Here is a 17160-nt window from a genome sequence, read left to right as displayed (position 1 = left end):
GCTGCAAGCCAGCGTGGATTGCTAGCTCACCAATGCTGGAATTCCCTCAAATACCTGCCGCATGTAGTCAAGCATCACCGAGAGCATCCATGGTCCAGCCAGTACCAGGGCCGTAAATAGGGCCACCAGCTTGGGAATGAAGGATAAGGTCATCTCATTGATCTGCGTGGCGGCCTGGAAGATGCTTACCAGCAGGCCGGTCGCCAGCGCAACCAGCAATAGCGGCGCAGAAATCATCAGTGTCACCTCCATGGCCTTCTGGCCCAGGGTCATCACGCTTTCGGGGGTCATCGTTTCATCCTTAAGGGTTGATATGGCAAGAACTGGTCTACTTGCCGCCACAAATATTTTTGCTCGATCATTTCTCCCGGATCGGAGAAGATTTCAAAACCGGTTACCTGTCAACCGTAAAGCCATATTCCGCCGTCATTGGTAAAAGCTCTCCGCAAGCGAGCCGATCAGCATGTGCCAGCCGTCGACCAGCACGAACAGCATGATCTTGAACGGCAATGCCACAAGGGCGGGCGATACCATCATCATGCCCATGGACATGAGCACCGACGCCACAACCATATCGATAATAAGAAAGGGAATAAACACCGCAAAGCCGATCTGGAAGGCGGTTTTCAGTTCGCTTGTGACAAAGGCCGGGACGAGTACGCGCAATGGCACGTCTTCCGGGCCATTCAGTTGTGGGCCGCCGGAGAGCTTGACGAACAGCGCCAGATCCGCTTCCCGCGTCTGCTTCATCATGAACGCTTTGAGCGGCGCGGCGCCCTTGTCCAGGGCCTCCGACATCGTTATCTTATTGCTGGTATAGGGTTCGTAGGCATTCTCATAGATTTTGTCGAAAACCGGCCCCATGACGAAAAAAGTAAGAAACAGCGCAAGCCCGACGAGTACCTGGTTTGGCGGCGAAGACTGTGTGCCGAGTGCCTGGCGCAGCAGCGAGAGCACGATGATGATACGGGTAAAGCCGGTCATCATCAGCAGCGCTGCCGGCAGAAAGGTGAGTGATGTCAGCAGCAGCAGGGTTTGCAGGCTTAGTGAATAGTTTTGCCCGCCGCCCAGAGCCGGCGTGCTGGTGAATGCGGGCAAACCGGGATTCTGCGCCAGCGCGAGCAAGGGCGCGGCCAATAGCACGGTTCCGAGCGCGATCCCCGGCATGGCGCGTGTCGTGGACGAAAACGAAAAGTTGTTATTTGCCATGCTGCTCACCATCACGTTTCGCCGTCACCTGCCGGAACCAGACGGAAAAATGGTGATCCGTGCTGGCGCCGCCGACGGGATCGGCAATGCCGGTAATCTCGCCCTTGGGCATACTGTGTAATGCGGTGACATGCCCCGGTGCGACGCCTATCACCAGCCAAGTATCGGCGACCTCCACCAGCACCACCCGCTCGCGCTGGCCGACAGCCGAGCCGCCGATTACCTTGATACCGCCGCCGGGCCTACGCTGGAGGCCGCCAAAACGCCTCAGCAGCCATGCGGAACCCGCCATGACGGCGAGTACCAATCCCAGGCCGAGTATGACCTGGAGCATGCTTCCGCCGGAAGCGGCACTACCCGTTGCATCTGTTGCTACCGTTTGTGCCATGGTGGTCACCGGCAATGTCCACAATATCAATGACAACGGAGCCAGAAAAAGTATTGGTCCAGCCGAAAAGCCTTTCGGGTGGCGCGCGAGGTCAACGCGATAGGGTGAGTTTATAAAATATGCGCACTTGCCATGGAAATGCACAAATAGGTTGTTGCGGATGCCGCCGATTTTCATCTCGTCCATACCTGAATTCGTGGTCTTTGAACCTAGCAACCTGTCGGACTCAAAGGAAGTCGGCTGCAAATTCTTCAAGTCCGACAGGCTGCTAGCGGTTTAATTTACGGATACGCTCGCTCGGCGTGATGATATCGGTCAAGCGAATACCAAATTTCTCGTTGACCACTACAACCTCGCCTTGGGCGATCAAATAACCATTGACCAGCACGTCCATCGGCTCGCCTGCCAGGCCATCCAGCTCCACGACCGAACCTTGTGCCAGTTGGAGCAGATTCTTGATGGCGATTTTGGTACGCCCCAATTGCACGGTGAGTTGAACGGGTATATCCATGATCATGTCGATGTCATTGTGAATCTGCATCTTCTGACCGGGGGTAAACTGCTCGAAAATTGGAGCTGGAGCGCCTTCGGCCACAGCGGCTGCAGCAGTTTCCTGCTCAGTCATTCGTGATTCGGAATTGGCTTGGTTTGCGTGCACGTTCATCTCCTTGGATTGTTTCATAAAGGGTCGCCTGGACAGATCGCGGCGTTCATCGGCGCTCATTCGTTGCCCGCGGAACCAAGCATTTTTTCCATGCGCAGCGCGTACCTGCCGTTTGAAACGCCATAACGGCATTCCATTACCGGTACGCTGTCGACGCTGGCGGTGACAAATTCCGGGATATCCAGCGGAATTACATCACCAACCTGCATGTTGAGTATTTGATCGAGGGTAACGTGCACATGCGCCAGATTCACCAGCATCGTTACCTCAGCCGACTGCACCTGTTTTGACAGGCGGCCAACCCACCGCTTGTCGACCTCCAGCGCCTCACCCTGCATGCTGCTGGAAAGCAGGTCACGTATCGGCTCAAGAATGGAGTATGGGATGCAAATATGCATCTCTCCTACGATGGTGCCGAAGTTGACCTCGAACGTAGTGGCGACAACCACTTCGTTGGGTGTCGCCACGTTGGCGAACTGTGTGTTCGTCTCGGCACGTACATATTCGAACTCGATTGGATATACGGGATGCCAGGATTTTCCGTAGCTGTCGAATACCAGATTGAGCAGGCGCTGGATGATGCGCTGCTCGGTTTGAGTGAAGTCGCGCCCTTCCGCCGTGGGAAGAAGGCGGCCATCGCCGCCGAACAGGTTATCAACCACCAGAAACACCAGGGTGGGATCGAACACGAATAGCGATGTACCACGTAGCGGCTTGACGTGCACGAGGTTCAGATTGCTCGGCACTACCAGGTTGCGCACGAATTCGCTGAATTTGATGACCCGGACCGGGCCTGCAGTGACGTTTGCGCTCCGGCGCATGAAATTGAACAGGCCAAGCCGTAAAAGCCGGGCAAAACGCTCGTTGATAATTTCAAGCGTAGGCATGCGCCCACGCACGATACGCTCTTGAGTCGCCAGGTTATATGGACGGAAACCTGAAGGTCGGACCTCCTGCTGAGTTTCGTCCGCACCGCCTCTGATCCCTTTGAGCAGCGCGTCCACTTCTTCCTGCGAGAGAAAGTCGTTACTCATGAGGCATTCACTGGATCACGAAAGAAGTAAAAAGCACGCTTTCGACGACTTCCCCCGAGTTGTCTTCACTGAACGGCTGATTGATCTCTGCGAGCAATTCGGCTGCAAGCGCCTTTTTGCCGTCTGTGGCAATAATCTGCGAAGCAGCCTTGCTGGAAAGGAGCAGCAAAATCCGGTTGCGCACCTCCGGCATATGCAGCTTGATCAATCCTGCTGCTTCGACATTTTCAACCTTCAAGGTCAGATTGGTCTGAAGATGCTGTTCGCTGTGCTCGGGCTGCAGATTGACGGTAAACGTATCCAGGCTGACGAATATGGGTGGCTTCTTCATGGGCGTTGCCCCGTCCTGGATCTGGCTGAAATACCATGCTGCACCACCGGCACCGGCGCCGAGCAGCAGTACGGCCGAAACAATTAACAGAATCAATTTGCTGCCTTTGGGCTTTTGCTTCGGATCGACGACAGCGGACTCGCGATATTCCCTTTCCTGTTTGTTCAGCCTGGTTGCCATGACTCGTCCTGTTCCTAAGTATGAATACCGTTACAAAGTATAAATACCATTATCACAGTAGTAGTGTTGCGGCAGCACGGCGAACAGAAGGACAAAAACCGGCCATCTCGGAATTTGATGTGTGGGACTAAATCCACAGCGATTAAACTAAATCCGGTAGTTGACCGCTCTTTCAAGAAAAGGCTCGATGATGGTTACGCTCCGCTGGTAGGTCGGGCTATGCCCGACATCATTTTTACGATCGTCGGGCGCAGCCCGACCTACCTTGGCATAATCTGATAAATAATCAGTGTCCTGATTAACAACAATATTTCATATTATTTGGTGCTCACCTTCCAGGTGAGGTCGCTTCGGGGTCGCACCATCCTGCGGAAGGCGCTGCTCCGCCCTGCACGGTCACATTTTGCGTCGTTGCGCTTTGCCCTGCACCCCAAAAACCATACACTTCACCCCGTCCAACTACCAGATTTAGGTTGATCCTGAATCCGGACGTCCAACTATCGGATTCAGGTTGAAGGAGCGATGAAAATAAGGCGCAAAAAATTCTGCCAGTTGCGGCTTTGCACTTTTATAAGCTAAGCGAACGTATCCACCAGACTGTTTCCTCCGGAACGAATAGGGTTTGCACCCGCATCTATCCCCGGCATGGTCATTTGACCGTTGCCCTTACCGTATCGTGCGCCCGAATGGTTTTGCTGTTCGGACTCTGCCTGTTGCCGGGTGGAATCGGCACTCACGGTCGTATTGCTTAGATTGATCCCGCTGTCCGCCATCATTTCCTTGAGTCGCGGAAGTGCAGCTTCCAGTGCTTGCCGCACATCGGCCTGTTGCGAAATGAACATTGCGCTGACCTGGTCATCGGAGATGGATAAGACGACTTGCAAGGGGCCCAGATCGGGCGGGTTGAGGCTCAGCTCCGCAACCTGTTGCTGGTTGGAGACCATCCAGAGGACTTTCTGCAGTGCATTATCCCAGCCGGCAGCACCGAGGCGGGGTTCCAGCCCAAGCGTGGCGTGAACAGGCGTGCCAGACGCGGCTGCCGAAGCTGCGGATATGGCTGCCGATATGGGACCGCGCTCAGGTACGGCCGCCGCCCCCCCCTCTATCTGTGCGGCGGACAAATTGTGCTGCGCAACTTCAAGCATGGATTTTTCAGCTTGCCGGTTTTCACCCGCCAAGCTGAATTTCGGCGCGCCGAACTCCAGTTGGGGCAAAGTGCCCTGTCTCCCATTCTGGGACGGCTTGATCGGGGCGTCGTCGCCAGTAACGAAAGTCTTATCCGGAATGACCGGATCGCTTACATCGCCCTGCCCCGCTTTGGTTGCTATCCTGGCCATTACGCCAGACGCGACGGTAGCGAGTGCGTCAGATGGTAATCTTGCGTTCCGGGACGTGCCCGCACCGGCGGTGGCCGTGGCCGTGGCCGCCCTCGTGTCGATGCTGGTGCTGTCCGGAATTCCAGCTGACCGTGCAGTAACCGCACTGAACTGCGAAACCACCAACCCTGCATGCTGCGCCACGGCAGTGGCGAGTTCGGCCGGGGACATGCTGGCCAAGGTATCGGCGGGGTCGTTGTGCTGGTGTTGGGTATCGGCCTGGACATCGGCTCGGGCATCGATTCCGGCATCGGTTCGGGAACCCGGCGTACGGGCAGCTGCCATACCGGGCAATATTTCCGTCATATCCATGGGCTGAAGTGCCGCAGCAACCACAACCAGATTACTTTCCCTTTCCTTTATATCTTTCATTATTTCTGCATTTCGCGCTTCCATCTCCCCGGCGCTGGTGACCCTGCCATCGGGATCTTTGCCTGGGGCTGTTTTCTCATCGGGTAGCCCAACGTCGGAGCGGTCCGTTCCGCTCATTTCATGCGCAAGCACTTCGCCAAAACCAGCAGTAGCGGCTGCTTGCCCGGCTTCCTGCGCATCACTAGCGGGAGCGGAATTCCTGAGCGCAGACACGGGAGATGAAGACATACTGTTGAGTGCGGGCAAGGTCAGCATAATGTTGGTTCCGATATTTTTCGATGGTAATGGTTAAGAGGGGAAGTGATCAGCGCGACGGATTCTGGCGTGCGGCGACATTGCCCGTATGCTCGTCGGTTTCACGCTGTTCGCGCTTTATGGCACGCAGCAATTCCGCGCGAGCCTGGCGTTGCACGAGCGTGTCATAAGAATTGAAAGTGCGCTTGGCCGACTGCCAGGCGATCTTGCCTGCCGCGACGCGCTGCTGCGCCGAAACCAGGGCTTCGCGCTGCTGGGTGATTGCGGCGTCGAGTTTGTCGATGAACTCCTGGTAGTTTCGCCAGTCGGATGCTGTCAGCCCCTGCCGCATCGACACCTGAAAGCGGGCACAGTAATCATCCCGATATTGCAGTAGCAACTGGAGCTTGGCTTCTACCTGTACACCTTGTGTGCACAGCATCCCCAGGCGTTTTGCCGCATCGTCCGTACGTGTCTGCGCCAGTTCGATCAATGTATCCAAAGCGGGTAGTTTTGCCATTCTCTTCTTTTCCGGTCAGGGTTGGTCAGGATCAAGTTTGGGCTAATTCGATCAGGTCAGGCTAAACCAGGCCAAGTCAGGTTTGGTCAACCGCCCGGGGCTGTTCGCCGAGCAGCACGCCTAGTTTAGCGGCGCTGTCCGCATAATCCGCACGTTCGAACATGCCTTGCTGAAGGAACGCTTCCAGTTGGGGATATAGCGCGATCGCGCGGTCCAGCAACGGATCACTCCCGGACGAGTAGGCCCCTACACTGATCAGGTCGCGTGAACGTTGATAACGCGAATAGAGTTGCTTGAAGCCACGTACCTGCTCGAAATATTGCGGCGAAATCAATCCGGTCATGGCCCGGCTGATCGAAGCTTCTATATCGATGGCGGGATAATGGCCCGCTTCCGCAAGGTGGCGCGACAGCACGATATGACCGTCGAGGATTGCACGGGCCGCATCCGCGATAGGATCCTGCTGGTCGTCCCCCTCGGTCAAGACGGTGTAGAACGCGGTAATCGAACCGCCTCCCTTGAGGCCATTGCCGGCCCGCTCCACCAGTTGCGGCAATCGGGCGAACACGGAAGGCGGATAACCTTTCGTTGCGGGCGGCTCTCCAATTGCCAGCGCTATCTCTCGCTGTGCCATGGCATAGCGCGTAAGCGAATCCATGATCAGCAGGACATTCTTGCCCTGATCGCGAAAATATTCGGCGATGGACGTGGCATAGGATGCACCCTGTAATCGCATCAACGGCCAGGTATCGGCGGGGGCGGCCACCACCACCGAGCGGGCCAGCCCTTCCGGACCCAGGATTTGTTCGATGAATTCCTTGACCTCGCGGCCTCGCTCACCGATCAGCCCCACCACAATCACATCGGCGCTGGTGTAGCGCGCCATCATGCCGAGCAGGACGCTTTTTCCCACGCCGGAGCCGGCAAACAGGCCCATGCGTTGGCCTCGTCCAACGGTAAGCAGCGCATTGATGGCGCGTACGCCGACATCCAGCGTCTGATTTATCGGATCCCGATCCAGCGGATTGAGCGGCTGATTGACGAGTGGTGCGCCATGTTCCGCCTGCAGCGGTCCCAGACCATCCAAAGGGCGTCCAGCACCGTCCAGTACGCGTCCCAGCAGCCCGTTCCCCACCGGAAAACGCTTGAGCCGGTCAGAGGCACGGCGTCGTGGCTGGCGAGCGTCATCCAGTATCGGCAACGCACCGGTGTTGCTCCAGGGAATGACCTTCGCGCCAGGTGTCAGGCCAAATACGTCGGTGTTGGGCATCAGATAAAGTCGGTCGCCTTGAAAACCCACTACCTCCGCTTCTACCCTGTTCCCATTGGGCGTCAGCACGGTGCAGCCGCTTCCCACCGCGAGCTTGAGCCCTACTGCTTCCATTACCAGTCCCGTAACGCGAGTAAGATTGCCGGAAACCTGGAAGGGTCGAGCGTTGCCAGCCATGTCGCCGCAGCTCTTGAGAAACTTGCGCCACTGGTCTGTGTGAAAGGAAGCTTGCATAAATTTGTCCTGAATTCGCCGGTAGCGAACTTATCAAAAAGTGAAGATCAAGCGTTCCATCGGTTATAGCAAGTCATGACGCCGGCGAAAGTGAGCGGTAAACCACCGGACCGGGCTTGTATTACTCCAGCCAGTTGCTGTTTTGCCCGAGCGTTTGAACCATGCGCTGCCAGCGCGTTGCCAGGGTTGCGTCGATCTGGCCACTGCCCGTCTTGATGCGGCAACTGCCACGATCGAGGCCGGAATCAACACAGATCGTGCAATCGTTGAGTTCGTGATGCAGATGTTCGCGCACAAGGGCGGCATCATCCGGATGCAAGAATAGTTGTACCGGTTGACCGAACGCGGCGTCATTTTGCAGGCAATCGCGCACCACCCCAAGCATGAGCTCCGGTTTCACCTTCAAGGCTTCACGCAACATTTGCCTGGCGAGGCATAAGGCCAGAGTGAGCAAGTTGTCGGAGATAGCCTGATCGGCATTTGTCAATTCCCGCTGGAAATCATGCAGCAGTACCTGCAATTTGCCGACCTCCGCCGCGCCTAGCGCACTGGCAGCCTGATAGCCGGCCTCTTGGCCCGTGTTGAAGCCAGCTTCATATCCAGCGGCGTAGCCTTCCTGCCGTGCTTGCTGATGAATCTGTTCGATCTGCTCGACCGTAGGCAGGATCACTGCCGTGCCGGCGTTATTCGCACTCTCGTGCTTTCCCTCGCCAGGCTCGGGCGTCGATTTCCCGACAGGCTCGAAAGTATCCATTTCCCAACGCCGATAGGCAGCGAGACGTTCCTTATGAATAATCCGACTGGCCATGGTTCTCATTCATCCTTTTTTACCTTATCCATCCGGCTGAGCGCATGAGCGAAAGCGGCGCCCAGGCATCGCCGCGGGATAAGTTGGAAATACATCGGCGCTCGCTCATTTGCGTATTTGACAGCTAAAAAGTTTCAGTAATGCAGGTATTGCAAGATCGGATTTTGAGATCCCGTTTACGTGGCAGCCTGCCGGATTTGAAGGGAATCGGTTGAATTCTTCAAATCCACAGGCTGCTAGATATAACTTTCTTCCTTCTTGCTGCCGAATACAATCCGGCTTTCGTCGGCAAGCCGGCGAACAACCTGTAATATTTTCCTCTGCTGGGCTTCCACCTCACTCACCCTTACCGGTCCCATGACTTCCAGGTCTTCGCGTAGCGTTTCGGAAGCCCTGTTCGACATGTTTCTGAATATTTTTTCGCGAAGTTCCTCGGCCGCGCCCTTCAACGCGATGACAAGCGACCCGGAATCAATTTCACGCAGCAAGAGTTGAATGCCGCGGTCGTCTATGTCCATCAGATTCTCGAAAACGATCATCTGGTCCATTATTTTTTGCGCCAGATCCTCGTCGAACTCGCGTAAATTGCCAAGTACGGAGGTCTCGGCTGCGCTACCCATGAAGTTGATGATTTCGGCTGCCGTCCGGATTCCTCCCACAGGGCTTTTGTTGATATTTTCGCTGCCGGAGAGCAGGTCGGTCAGTACATCGTTGAGCTCACGCAATGCGTAAGGCTGAACGCCCTCGAGCGTGGCGATACGGAGCAGTACGTCATTTCGCAGTTGTTCGGTGAGTTGACCTAGAATATCGCTTGCCTGATTGCGATCCAGATGCACCAGGATAGTGGCGATGATTTGTGGATGCTCGCCTTTGATCAACTCCGCTACCGATTGCGAGTCGATCCATTTGAGGCCTTCTATGCCGCTGGTGTCGTTGCCTTCCAGAATACGACTGATAATGTCCGTGGACTTGTCCTCGCCCAATGCCCTTTCAAGCACCGCGCGGGTATAGCTTTCCGAGTCGAGATCCATCAGCAGGTTTTTCCCGCTGGCGTGGGTGCAAAAATCGCTGAGTACGGCATTGATCTGCTCCTGGCTCAGGTTCTTGACTTTTGCCATCGCGATGCCCAGTTTTTGTACCTCGAGGGGGTTCAGATACTTGAGTACTTGCACTGCTTCATCCTCTCCCAGCGATAGAAGCAGGATCGCGCCCTTACTGATGCCCTCCTCATTCATTGCCTGTCACCCACTGTTTGACAATGCCCGCCACCAGCTTCGGGTCATCCCTGGCCAATTGTCGGGCAAGCGCCAGGTTTTGCTCATAACCGGGGGATCGCGGCACGGTAGCCAGGGCCGGAGTGGGTTGTTGCTCGATTTTATCCTCGCTTTTCTCGGTGGAATCCGTCAGCAAGGGCGGCGGCGGCTGATTCGCGCGCTTCAGCATCGGTCGCAATACGCCCAGTACCAGATACAGAATCAACGCCCCGATCAGCAAATTCTTTCCGGTCTGCTGGGCGAGATCAATCATTTCCGGCTGTTTCCAGAGCGGCACCTCAGGCAGGACATCCTGCTCGATGTCCGTAAATGGGCTGTTGACTACATTCAGGGTGTCGCCACGCTCATTGCTGAAGCCCATGGCTTCCTTCACCAGATCCGTGATCTGTACCTTCTGGGCGTCGCTCAACGGTTTGCTGCTGACCACTCCATTCCGATCCGTCATCTTGCTGTGGTTGACAACCACAGCAACCGACAGGCGCTTTATGCCGCCTACCGGTCTGCGCACATGCTGGATCCTCTTGTCCACTTCATAATTGGTGGTGGCATCCTTGCGCGTGTTCATGCTGGTTTGCACAGGAGGCGTTACGGGTTCCGTGGCGCCGGTCGTGGGCGTCTGGCTGAGGGGCGAGCCCGGCGGTGTCGTGATCGGAGCCGTTGCCGGCATGGGAGGCTGATTGGAAAGGGCGCCCGGCACGCCGCCCTCCTGACCGGTCCCATTGGCTGATTCCGAGGTTTGCTGACTGCGCACCGTGGAACTGCCCGGGTCCTGGTTGGGTTTGTAAATCTCATCCATTTGCTCGGAGTGAGCGAAATCGACATCGGCGGTGACCTGGGCGCGCACGTTTTCCTTTCCCACGATGGGCGCGATGATGGCTTCGATACGCTTGATATAGCTCTGCTCCAACGCCAGCAAATATTTTAACTGGTTGGGGTTCAAGCCCGTACTGGCGTCCGATTCATCAATTTTGCTCAACAGGTTGCCTTGCTGGTCCACAACCGTGACATTGCTGACAGGCAGGTTCGGGACGCTGCTGGAAACCAGATGTATGATTGCGTTTACCTGCTGCTGGTCGAGCACGCGGCCGGGGTAAAGATTTACCAGGACCGAGGCGCTTGGTTTTTGTTGTTCACGCATGAATACGGATTGCTTGCCGATGGCCAGATGGACCCGCGCGCTATCAACTGCTGAAACCGCCTGGATCGAGCGGGCGAGCTCGCCTTCCAGCGCGCGCTGGAAGTTGACCTGCTCAAGAAACTGGCTGGTGCCGAACTTCTGGTTTTCCATCAGTTCGAAACCGACCAGGCCGCCCTTGGGCAAGCCCTGCGCCGCGAGTTTGAGCCGGACGTCGTGAACCTGATTGGCAGGCACGAGAATCGCTCCACCTCCATCGGCAAACTTGTGCGGTACATTCATCTGCTGCAGGGATGCAATGATGGCCCCGCCGTCACGGTCGGATACATTGCTGAACAGCACTTTGTAGTCGGGAACCTGACTCCACATCCAGCCGCCCGCCAGCAATGCGACAATGGCCGAAATAGCCAGCATCAGGCTCATCTTCTGCTGACTGGACATCCGCGCCAAAAAACCCTGCGCGAAAGTCTGGACTCCACCCGGTGCGATGGCTTCGGCAACTACCGACATGGTGTCTCCAGCGATTCGATATGAATAGAATGGATTTTTTTATTGTTCGTCATATAAGCTCAACTTGGCATTCAATCTGAATTCGGCGGCTGTAGTGAGGTAGCATGGTGAGGCCAAGCGATGCGGGAAATCTTTATGGATCATGGATGCTGAATTTAAAAATGCGCTGTCGGCTGCTAGGCGAATTCGAGCATTATCAACATGCACGCAGGTTTTAAAACAAGGAATAGAAGCGGGTTTTACAGCCTTTTCAGCGAACGGATCCGAGGTAGGGCCGTGTTATCGTGCACACTTTCCAGAAAAGCGTAAAAAACGGGGATCAGATGGATGTATCGAAAATAGACGCAATGCTCGCCCAGTTGCAAACCGGTGCTGCGCTCGCGGCGGGGAAGCCGGCGTCGGCAATAGCCGGCGCTCGCGGTGGCGGCGGTGAAGGTATGGGTGTCGATTTCACCACCGTATTCAGGAAATCGCTGGATCAGGTGAATAACGTCCAGCAGCATGCGGCAAAGCTCGCGCGGGATTTCGAACTGGGCGCGCCCGACGCAAATCTTACAGAGGCAATGATATCGATGCAGAAGGCCTCCATCTCATTCCAATATACTCTGCAAGTCCGCAACAAGATGGTATCGGCATATCAAGATATCATGAACATGCCGGTATAAATGTCAACTTCGGCTTCGCCTGTTGGACTCGAAGGATCACAGAGAAATATGAACCGACTGGCGCTATAATCATTGCTGAAGTACTGGCAGGCAGTTGAGCTCGCAACATGGAAATTTCTTGGTAGCAAGAAAACAAATCAATTCCCAAGAGCCCCTTGTCGTGGAACGGCCTCTCGCCTAAAAAAACCACAGAATTGTCGACAAGACTAGCTCGCAGACCCCTACAACGAAGAATATACACCAGCGTTTGCAACAATGCTGCAAGAAGCGCTGCTGCCATATCATCTTTGCGGTATTGACCTAACCCTTTGAACCAGCAATTTTCCGGAGGCTTTACGATGGTGGCTTTACCATGCGTAATTTCAGAATGAACGAATTTCTTTGCGAGCAATAGTGATGGCAACAGATTTTGGCAAGCTTGTTCTTGATGAAATGCCCGACGGAATTGTGATTACCACACTTGACGGCATTGTTGTTTACTGGAACAACGGCGCGGAATCTGTATTCGGCTATATCGTTGCAGAGGCCTTGCAGCATTCGTTTGAAAAGCTTATTAGTACTTCCGGTTATCAGTGGAGAATGCAAGATGAGATCAATGATCTTTTGCAAACCCAGGTTTCCGTACACGAAGCATTGTGCCGGAAAAAAGACGGCGCTCTGATCCATGTAAACCTTTCATTCAAGGTCCTGTTATCCGAACAGCAGCGGCAGGGATATGTATTGATCAGCAGCACAGACATAACCCACCTGAAAGCATTGCGTGATGCCAAGCTGATCGGGACTAAATTCGGCAACCTGCTCGATTCGACCCCTGACGGGATAGTGATAGTGAATTCGACAGGTCGCATCGTGCTGGTCAACGTGCAGGCCGAGAAGCTGTTCGGCTATCAAAAGCAGGAATTACGAGGCCAGACGATAGAAACGCTATTACCGCAGCGCTATCGCAGCCCTCATGTTGGACATCGCGCTAATTACTTTACCCAGCCCCGTACCCGCACCATGGGTGCTGAATTAGACCTATACGGTTTGCGCAAGGATGGCATTGAGTTTCCGGTCGAAATCAGCCTGAGCCCCATCGAAACGGAAGAAGGAGTTTTTAGCATGAGTGCGATTCGCGATATCAGCGAACGCAAAAAAGCGGAACAGAAATTCCGTGGCCTGTTGGAAGCTGCACCGGACGCGATCGTGATCGTCAATAATAAAGGTGAGATTGTGTTGGTCAACTCGCAAACTGAAAAGCTTTTTGGCTATCCGCGTGAACAGCTTCTGGGCAACAAGATCGAGATGCTAATTCCCGCCCGTTACAGGAAGAAACATCCGATTTTTCGCAAAAATTTCGCTAGCGCGCCGCGAACACGGCCAATGGGGATTGGGCTGGAACTGTATGGATTGCGCCAGGATGGCACTGAATTTCCTGTTGAAATCAGCCTTAGTCCCCTTGAGACCGAAGAGGGCACTCTAATATCCAGCGCCATTCGCGATGTCACCGAACGCAAGCGGATCAAAGAAATACAAACACAGCTCCGGCGCGATCTTACAGAACGAGAGATTGCCGAAAAAGCACTCCATGAAGAGAAGGAGCGCCTGCGCGTAACGCTCAGCTGCATCGGTGATGCCGTTATCACGACCGATGTGGCTGGGAAAGTGACTTATCTGAACCCTGTTGCAGAAACCATGACTGGCTGGACTTCGGAGGAAGCGAACGGTCTCCCGCTGCCCGACGTATGTCAAATAGTCAACGCGCAAACCAATGAACCCGGCCACAACCCGGTTGAACGAGTTTTCTGCGATAAGGAAACCCGCATCGACGCGCATATGCTTCTGGTACAGCGAAACGGCAAAACTTCTCCCATTGAACAGTCTGTTGCCCCTATACGCGATCAACATGGGAAATTTATCGGCGCTGTGCTCGTGTTCCACGATGTTACCCATGCCCAGAGAATGGCAACCCAGATGACATATCAGGCAACCCACGATGGGTTAACCGGCCTGATTAACAGGCATGAGTTTGAGCGGCGCCTGAAGCACGCACTGAGGACTGGTAAACAGGACGGCACCAAGCACACGTTACTCTATGTTGATCTTGATCAGTTCAAGATCGTAAATGATACTTGCGGCCACATCGCTGGCGACGAGCTATTGAAACAACTCAGCGGCGTACTGCAAACCAAGCTCCGTAGGAACGACACCCTGGCGCGCCTTGGAGGAGACGAATTCGGCGTATTACTGGAGAGTTGCCCCACGAAGCCCGCATTGATTTTGGCTGACCAGCTGAGGCAGACAGTGCGGGACTTTCGTTTTATTTGGGAAGACAGGATATTCCGGCTTGGTGCCAGTATCGGGCTGGTTACATTCAGTGATGGCGAGGAAACGATTACAGACATTCTACGCATGGCTGATTCAGCCTGCTTTCTTGCCAAGGACAACGGACGCAACAAGATCCAGCTCTATACTTCCGAAGATGAAGGCCTTGAGAAACGCCGAGGCGAGATGGGGTGGGTTGGGCGTATTCATAAAGCACTGGAAGAACAACGATTTGTGCTGTACTCGCAAAAAATACTACGGCTCTCGGACAGTTCCGGAAATGGTAGTCACTATGAAATGCTGTTGCGCATGAAGGACGAAGACGGGATGTTGGTACCACCCATGGCATTTATCCCGGCTGCCGAACGCTACGGGGTCATGAATCAACTCGACAGGTGGGTAATCTCTACTGCCTTTGCACAATATGCGAAACAGCATCCCTCCGGCACTGCGGCCAGCATATGCTTTATTAATCTCTCCGGCGTATCCATCTGCGACGAGCTTTTATATGAATATATGGTGGAGCAATTCAATCTATATCAGATTCCACCTGGCGGAATTTGTTTCGAAATCACGGAAAGTGCGGCAATTGCAAACTTGACGCAAGCCGCCGTGTTGATTCGCAAATTAAAGGCGCTGGGGTGCCGTTTTTCTCTCGACGATTTTGGAAGCGGAATGTCCTCCTTTAATTATCTCAAGCACTTGCCGGTTGATTATTTAAAAATTGATGGTGGGTTCGTGAAAGATATGACCGAAGATCCCATCGACCATGCCATGGTCAGGGCGATAAACAACATCGGACATGTCATGCATATAGAGACAATCGCCGAGTCGGTAGAGAACGATTCGATCCTTGGGGCACTACGAAAGATGGGCGTCGACTTCGCACAGGGGTATGGAATTGAAAGACCGCATTTGAGCAGTTTATGATGTTCTTTCATTGAAGTGGTAGCAAGAGCGTAGCGTAATGGGGAGCGGAGCCTTAGAAGCAGGAACGGGAGATGGAGCACGTGGACAAACCACGCGTTCAAACGGATGAACGAGATCCTGAGTCGGGTCGGGGAAGCGCCGAGATTTCCGTTCTGGTCTCCATTCCAGCTTCCATTTTATAAAGCCAGGCGAGCAGTTCCGCTACCGCGCGGTAGAGCTGCGGTGGGATATACTGGTCCAGATCTACCTGCATCAGCAGGGATACCAGGTCGGCCGACTCGTGCACATAAATACCATGGGCTCGCGCTTCGCTGATGATGGTTTCGGCGATGAGCCCACGGCCTTTTGCGACAATTTGCGGCGCCGCCCGCCCGGCGCGATAAGCCAGCGCCACTGCCACCCCCTGCACCTTGGAAGGATCGGGTTTATTCATCCAGTTCGACCCCCATTCCGCGCAGACTGATGCCGGCGGAATCCAGCCCGTTCGCGAGCGGCGTCGCACCCGCTCGTAGCATGAACGCCGTAACAGGGCTCGTCGTGGTAAGCCGTATTTCGACTCCACGCGCGTCAAAGCGCAGGTTGGCCGAGACTCGACCCAAATTAGGCATGGTCAGATTCAGGCAGGTTTGCCAGGCAGCGTGGGCATTGCCGGATTCATCGGATTCATCAAACTCGCCGGGTTCGCCGGTATCCGCGGGTTTTTCCTCGAAAATCTCCCATTCGATCTTCTGGCCGGGCCAGGCCACGCCCTGCCAGGTGATATGGCGTGTTTCGAAAACTTCCAGTTGCTGCCGTACCAGGGCTAAAGTATCGGGATGAACCGGCACATTCGCTTCGGCGGCATTATCGCGTGTCATACCGGTCATTATGGATGCGTTGGATTGGGCGGCTGGCCCAGGCAAACGTGCTCTCAACCCGAATAGTGGCGCCTGCGGCTCCAGCAGCAATTCTTCCAGTGGCCTTTCCCCGGCTATCCATTGAGCCTGATGGGATTCGTAGAATAGACCGCTTTGGCCCAGCGTGCGAGCCAGAATCGCGGCCAATTGAACACCGTCTGCGGGCGGCGCCGCAAGTAGCGGAGCAGTGCCGGATAACGTTGTAAGGCTGCCTGAATGGGTCGAGCGGCTTAACAGATCGCTGATGAAACGACCGGTCTCACTGAGCGGCGCGGAAACCGCGGCTGAAGAAGGCTCGGCCATGAGCATGAACGTGGGCCGGGGATTCCGTGAGACGAAAACCAGGTTCAGCGCATCACCCGGGCGTATATCCGCAGGCAACCTCATGTGTAATAGTTGGGCATCCGTCATGTCTTTTGCACCTACCGTTACCAGAAACTCGCCGTTCGGAAGACGGGATTGCACTGAAGCTCGCAGATGCCGCCCTGCTTCGAGTCCCGCCAGGAATGCGGTATACCCTGGCTGCCTGTGGAAGGATGAACCACTGGCGTGGACTTGAACCACTTCGTTAAGCGGATTAATTGCGGACATATCGAGGTTTTCTCCCCTGGCCTTTATTTTTTATGTCTCTATATATGATCTGGCAGAGGTAGGTCGGGCCCTGCCCGACGATTAAATTGTATCGGGTAGGTCGGGCTTTGCCCGACGATCGTAAAAATGATGTCGGGCAGAGCCCGACCTACTGGAGCAACGCATGACCATCATCGAGCCTTTTCTTGGTCCATATCTTGACCATCTCCATAAACGCTGCGGTATCTCTGTAAAG

The 17160-nt window shown here is 54.9% G+C and carries 16 protein-coding genes; 2 read left to right on the top strand and 14 right to left on the bottom strand.

What is annotated here, in order from left to right:
• Positions 1–21: 21 nt before the first annotated feature.
• From fliQ to fliF, 12 genes are all read right to left on the bottom strand, one after another.
• Positions 22–291: a flagellar biosynthesis protein FliQ gene (gene fliQ, locus F822_RS01415; RefSeq protein ID WP_025039698.1), complete on the bottom strand. Its 270-nt coding sequence runs from the start codon at positions 289–291 to the stop codon at positions 22–24.
• 135 nt (positions 292–426) lie between these two features.
• Positions 427–1167, bottom strand: a complete 741-nt coding sequence (gene fliP, locus F822_RS01410; protein ID WP_051536556.1) for a flagellar type III secretion system pore protein FliP — start codon at positions 1165–1167, stop codon at positions 427–429.
• Between the two features lie 31 nt (positions 1168–1198).
• The gene (gene fliO, locus F822_RS01405) at positions 1199–1783 is read right to left on the bottom strand and encodes a flagellar biosynthetic protein FliO (RefSeq protein WP_025039700.1); all 585 of its coding nucleotides are present in this window, start codon (positions 1781–1783) and stop codon (positions 1199–1201) included.
• 82 nt (positions 1784–1865) lie between these two features.
• The gene (gene fliN / locus F822_RS01400) at positions 1866–2321 is read right to left on the bottom strand and encodes a flagellar motor switch protein FliN (RefSeq protein ID WP_025039701.1); all 456 of its coding nucleotides are present in this window, start codon (positions 2319–2321) and stop codon (positions 1866–1868) included.
• Entirely contained in the window at positions 2318–3295 is a 978-nt protein-coding gene (gene fliM, locus F822_RS01395; RefSeq protein WP_025039702.1) for a flagellar motor switch protein FliM, read from the bottom strand. The genes fliN and fliM overlap by 4 nt, the downstream gene beginning before the upstream one ends.
• Positions 3296–3302: 7 nt before the next feature.
• Positions 3303–3806, bottom strand: a complete 504-nt coding sequence (gene fliL / locus F822_RS01390; protein ID WP_025039703.1) for a flagellar basal body-associated protein FliL — start codon at positions 3804–3806, stop codon at positions 3303–3305.
• Positions 3807–4381: 575 nt separating this feature from the next.
• Entirely contained in the window at positions 4382–5809 is a 1428-nt protein-coding gene (locus F822_RS01385; RefSeq protein ID WP_025039704.1) for a flagellar hook-length control protein FliK, read from the bottom strand.
• A gap of 49 nt (positions 5810–5858) precedes the next feature.
• Positions 5859–6308, bottom strand: a complete 450-nt coding sequence (gene fliJ, locus F822_RS01380) for a flagellar export protein FliJ (protein WP_025039705.1) — start codon at positions 6306–6308, stop codon at positions 5859–5861.
• 76 nt (positions 6309–6384) lie between these two features.
• Entirely contained in the window at positions 6385–7812 is a 1428-nt protein-coding gene (gene fliI, locus F822_RS01375) for a flagellar protein export ATPase FliI (RefSeq protein WP_025039706.1), read from the bottom strand.
• 121 nt (positions 7813–7933) lie between these two features.
• On the bottom strand, positions 7934–8620 hold the full coding sequence (locus F822_RS01370; protein WP_025039707.1) for a flagellar assembly protein FliH: 687 nt from the start codon (positions 8618–8620) through the stop codon (positions 7934–7936).
• Positions 8621–8856: 236 nt separating this feature from the next.
• Positions 8857–9855 carry a flagellar motor switch protein FliG gene (fliG, locus tag F822_RS01365; protein ID WP_025039708.1) on the bottom strand — a complete coding sequence of 333 codons (999 nt, stop codon included), beginning with the start codon at positions 9853–9855 and terminating at the stop codon, positions 8857–8859.
• Positions 9848–11539: a flagellar basal-body MS-ring/collar protein FliF gene (fliF, locus tag F822_RS01360; protein ID WP_025039709.1), complete on the bottom strand. Its 1692-nt coding sequence runs from the start codon at positions 11537–11539 to the stop codon at positions 9848–9850. Before fliF ends, fliG begins: the two co-directional genes overlap by 8 nt.
• A 323-nt stretch (positions 11540–11862) precedes the next feature.
• Between fliF and fliE the strand changes: the two genes are divergently transcribed.
• Together fliE and F822_RS14705 are read left to right on the top strand one after the other, a co-directional pair.
• Positions 11863–12204: a flagellar hook-basal body complex protein FliE gene (fliE, locus tag F822_RS01355; protein WP_025039710.1), complete on the top strand. Its 342-nt coding sequence runs from the start codon at positions 11863–11865 to the stop codon at positions 12202–12204.
• A gap of 396 nt (positions 12205–12600) precedes the next feature.
• Entirely contained in the window at positions 12601–15438 is a 2838-nt protein-coding gene (locus F822_RS14705; protein ID WP_025039711.1) for a bifunctional diguanylate cyclase/phosphodiesterase, read from the top strand.
• Between the two features lie 97 nt (positions 15439–15535).
• On the opposite strand, the gene F822_RS01345 is transcribed toward F822_RS14705, so the two are convergent.
• Positions 15536–15871 (bottom strand): EscU/YscU/HrcU family type III secretion system export apparatus switch protein, encoded by a 336-nt coding sequence (locus F822_RS01345; RefSeq protein ID WP_025039712.1) that lies wholly within the window; start codon positions 15869–15871, stop codon positions 15536–15538.
• Positions 15864–16925: a flagellar hook-length control protein FliK gene (gene fliK / locus F822_RS01340; RefSeq protein ID WP_025039713.1), complete on the bottom strand. Its 1062-nt coding sequence runs from the start codon at positions 16923–16925 to the stop codon at positions 15864–15866. Before fliK ends, F822_RS01345 begins: the two co-directional genes overlap by 8 nt.
• Between the last annotated feature and the right edge of the window lie 235 nt (positions 16926–17160).

The sequence above is a fragment of the Nitrosospira briensis C-128 genome (genome assembly GCF_000619905.2).
Classification (GTDB): Bacteria; Pseudomonadota; Gammaproteobacteria; order Burkholderiales; family Nitrosomonadaceae; genus Nitrosospira; species Nitrosospira briensis.
Note: the sequence above shows the minus strand (reverse complement) of the source record. Positions and strands in the feature narration are given on the sequence as shown.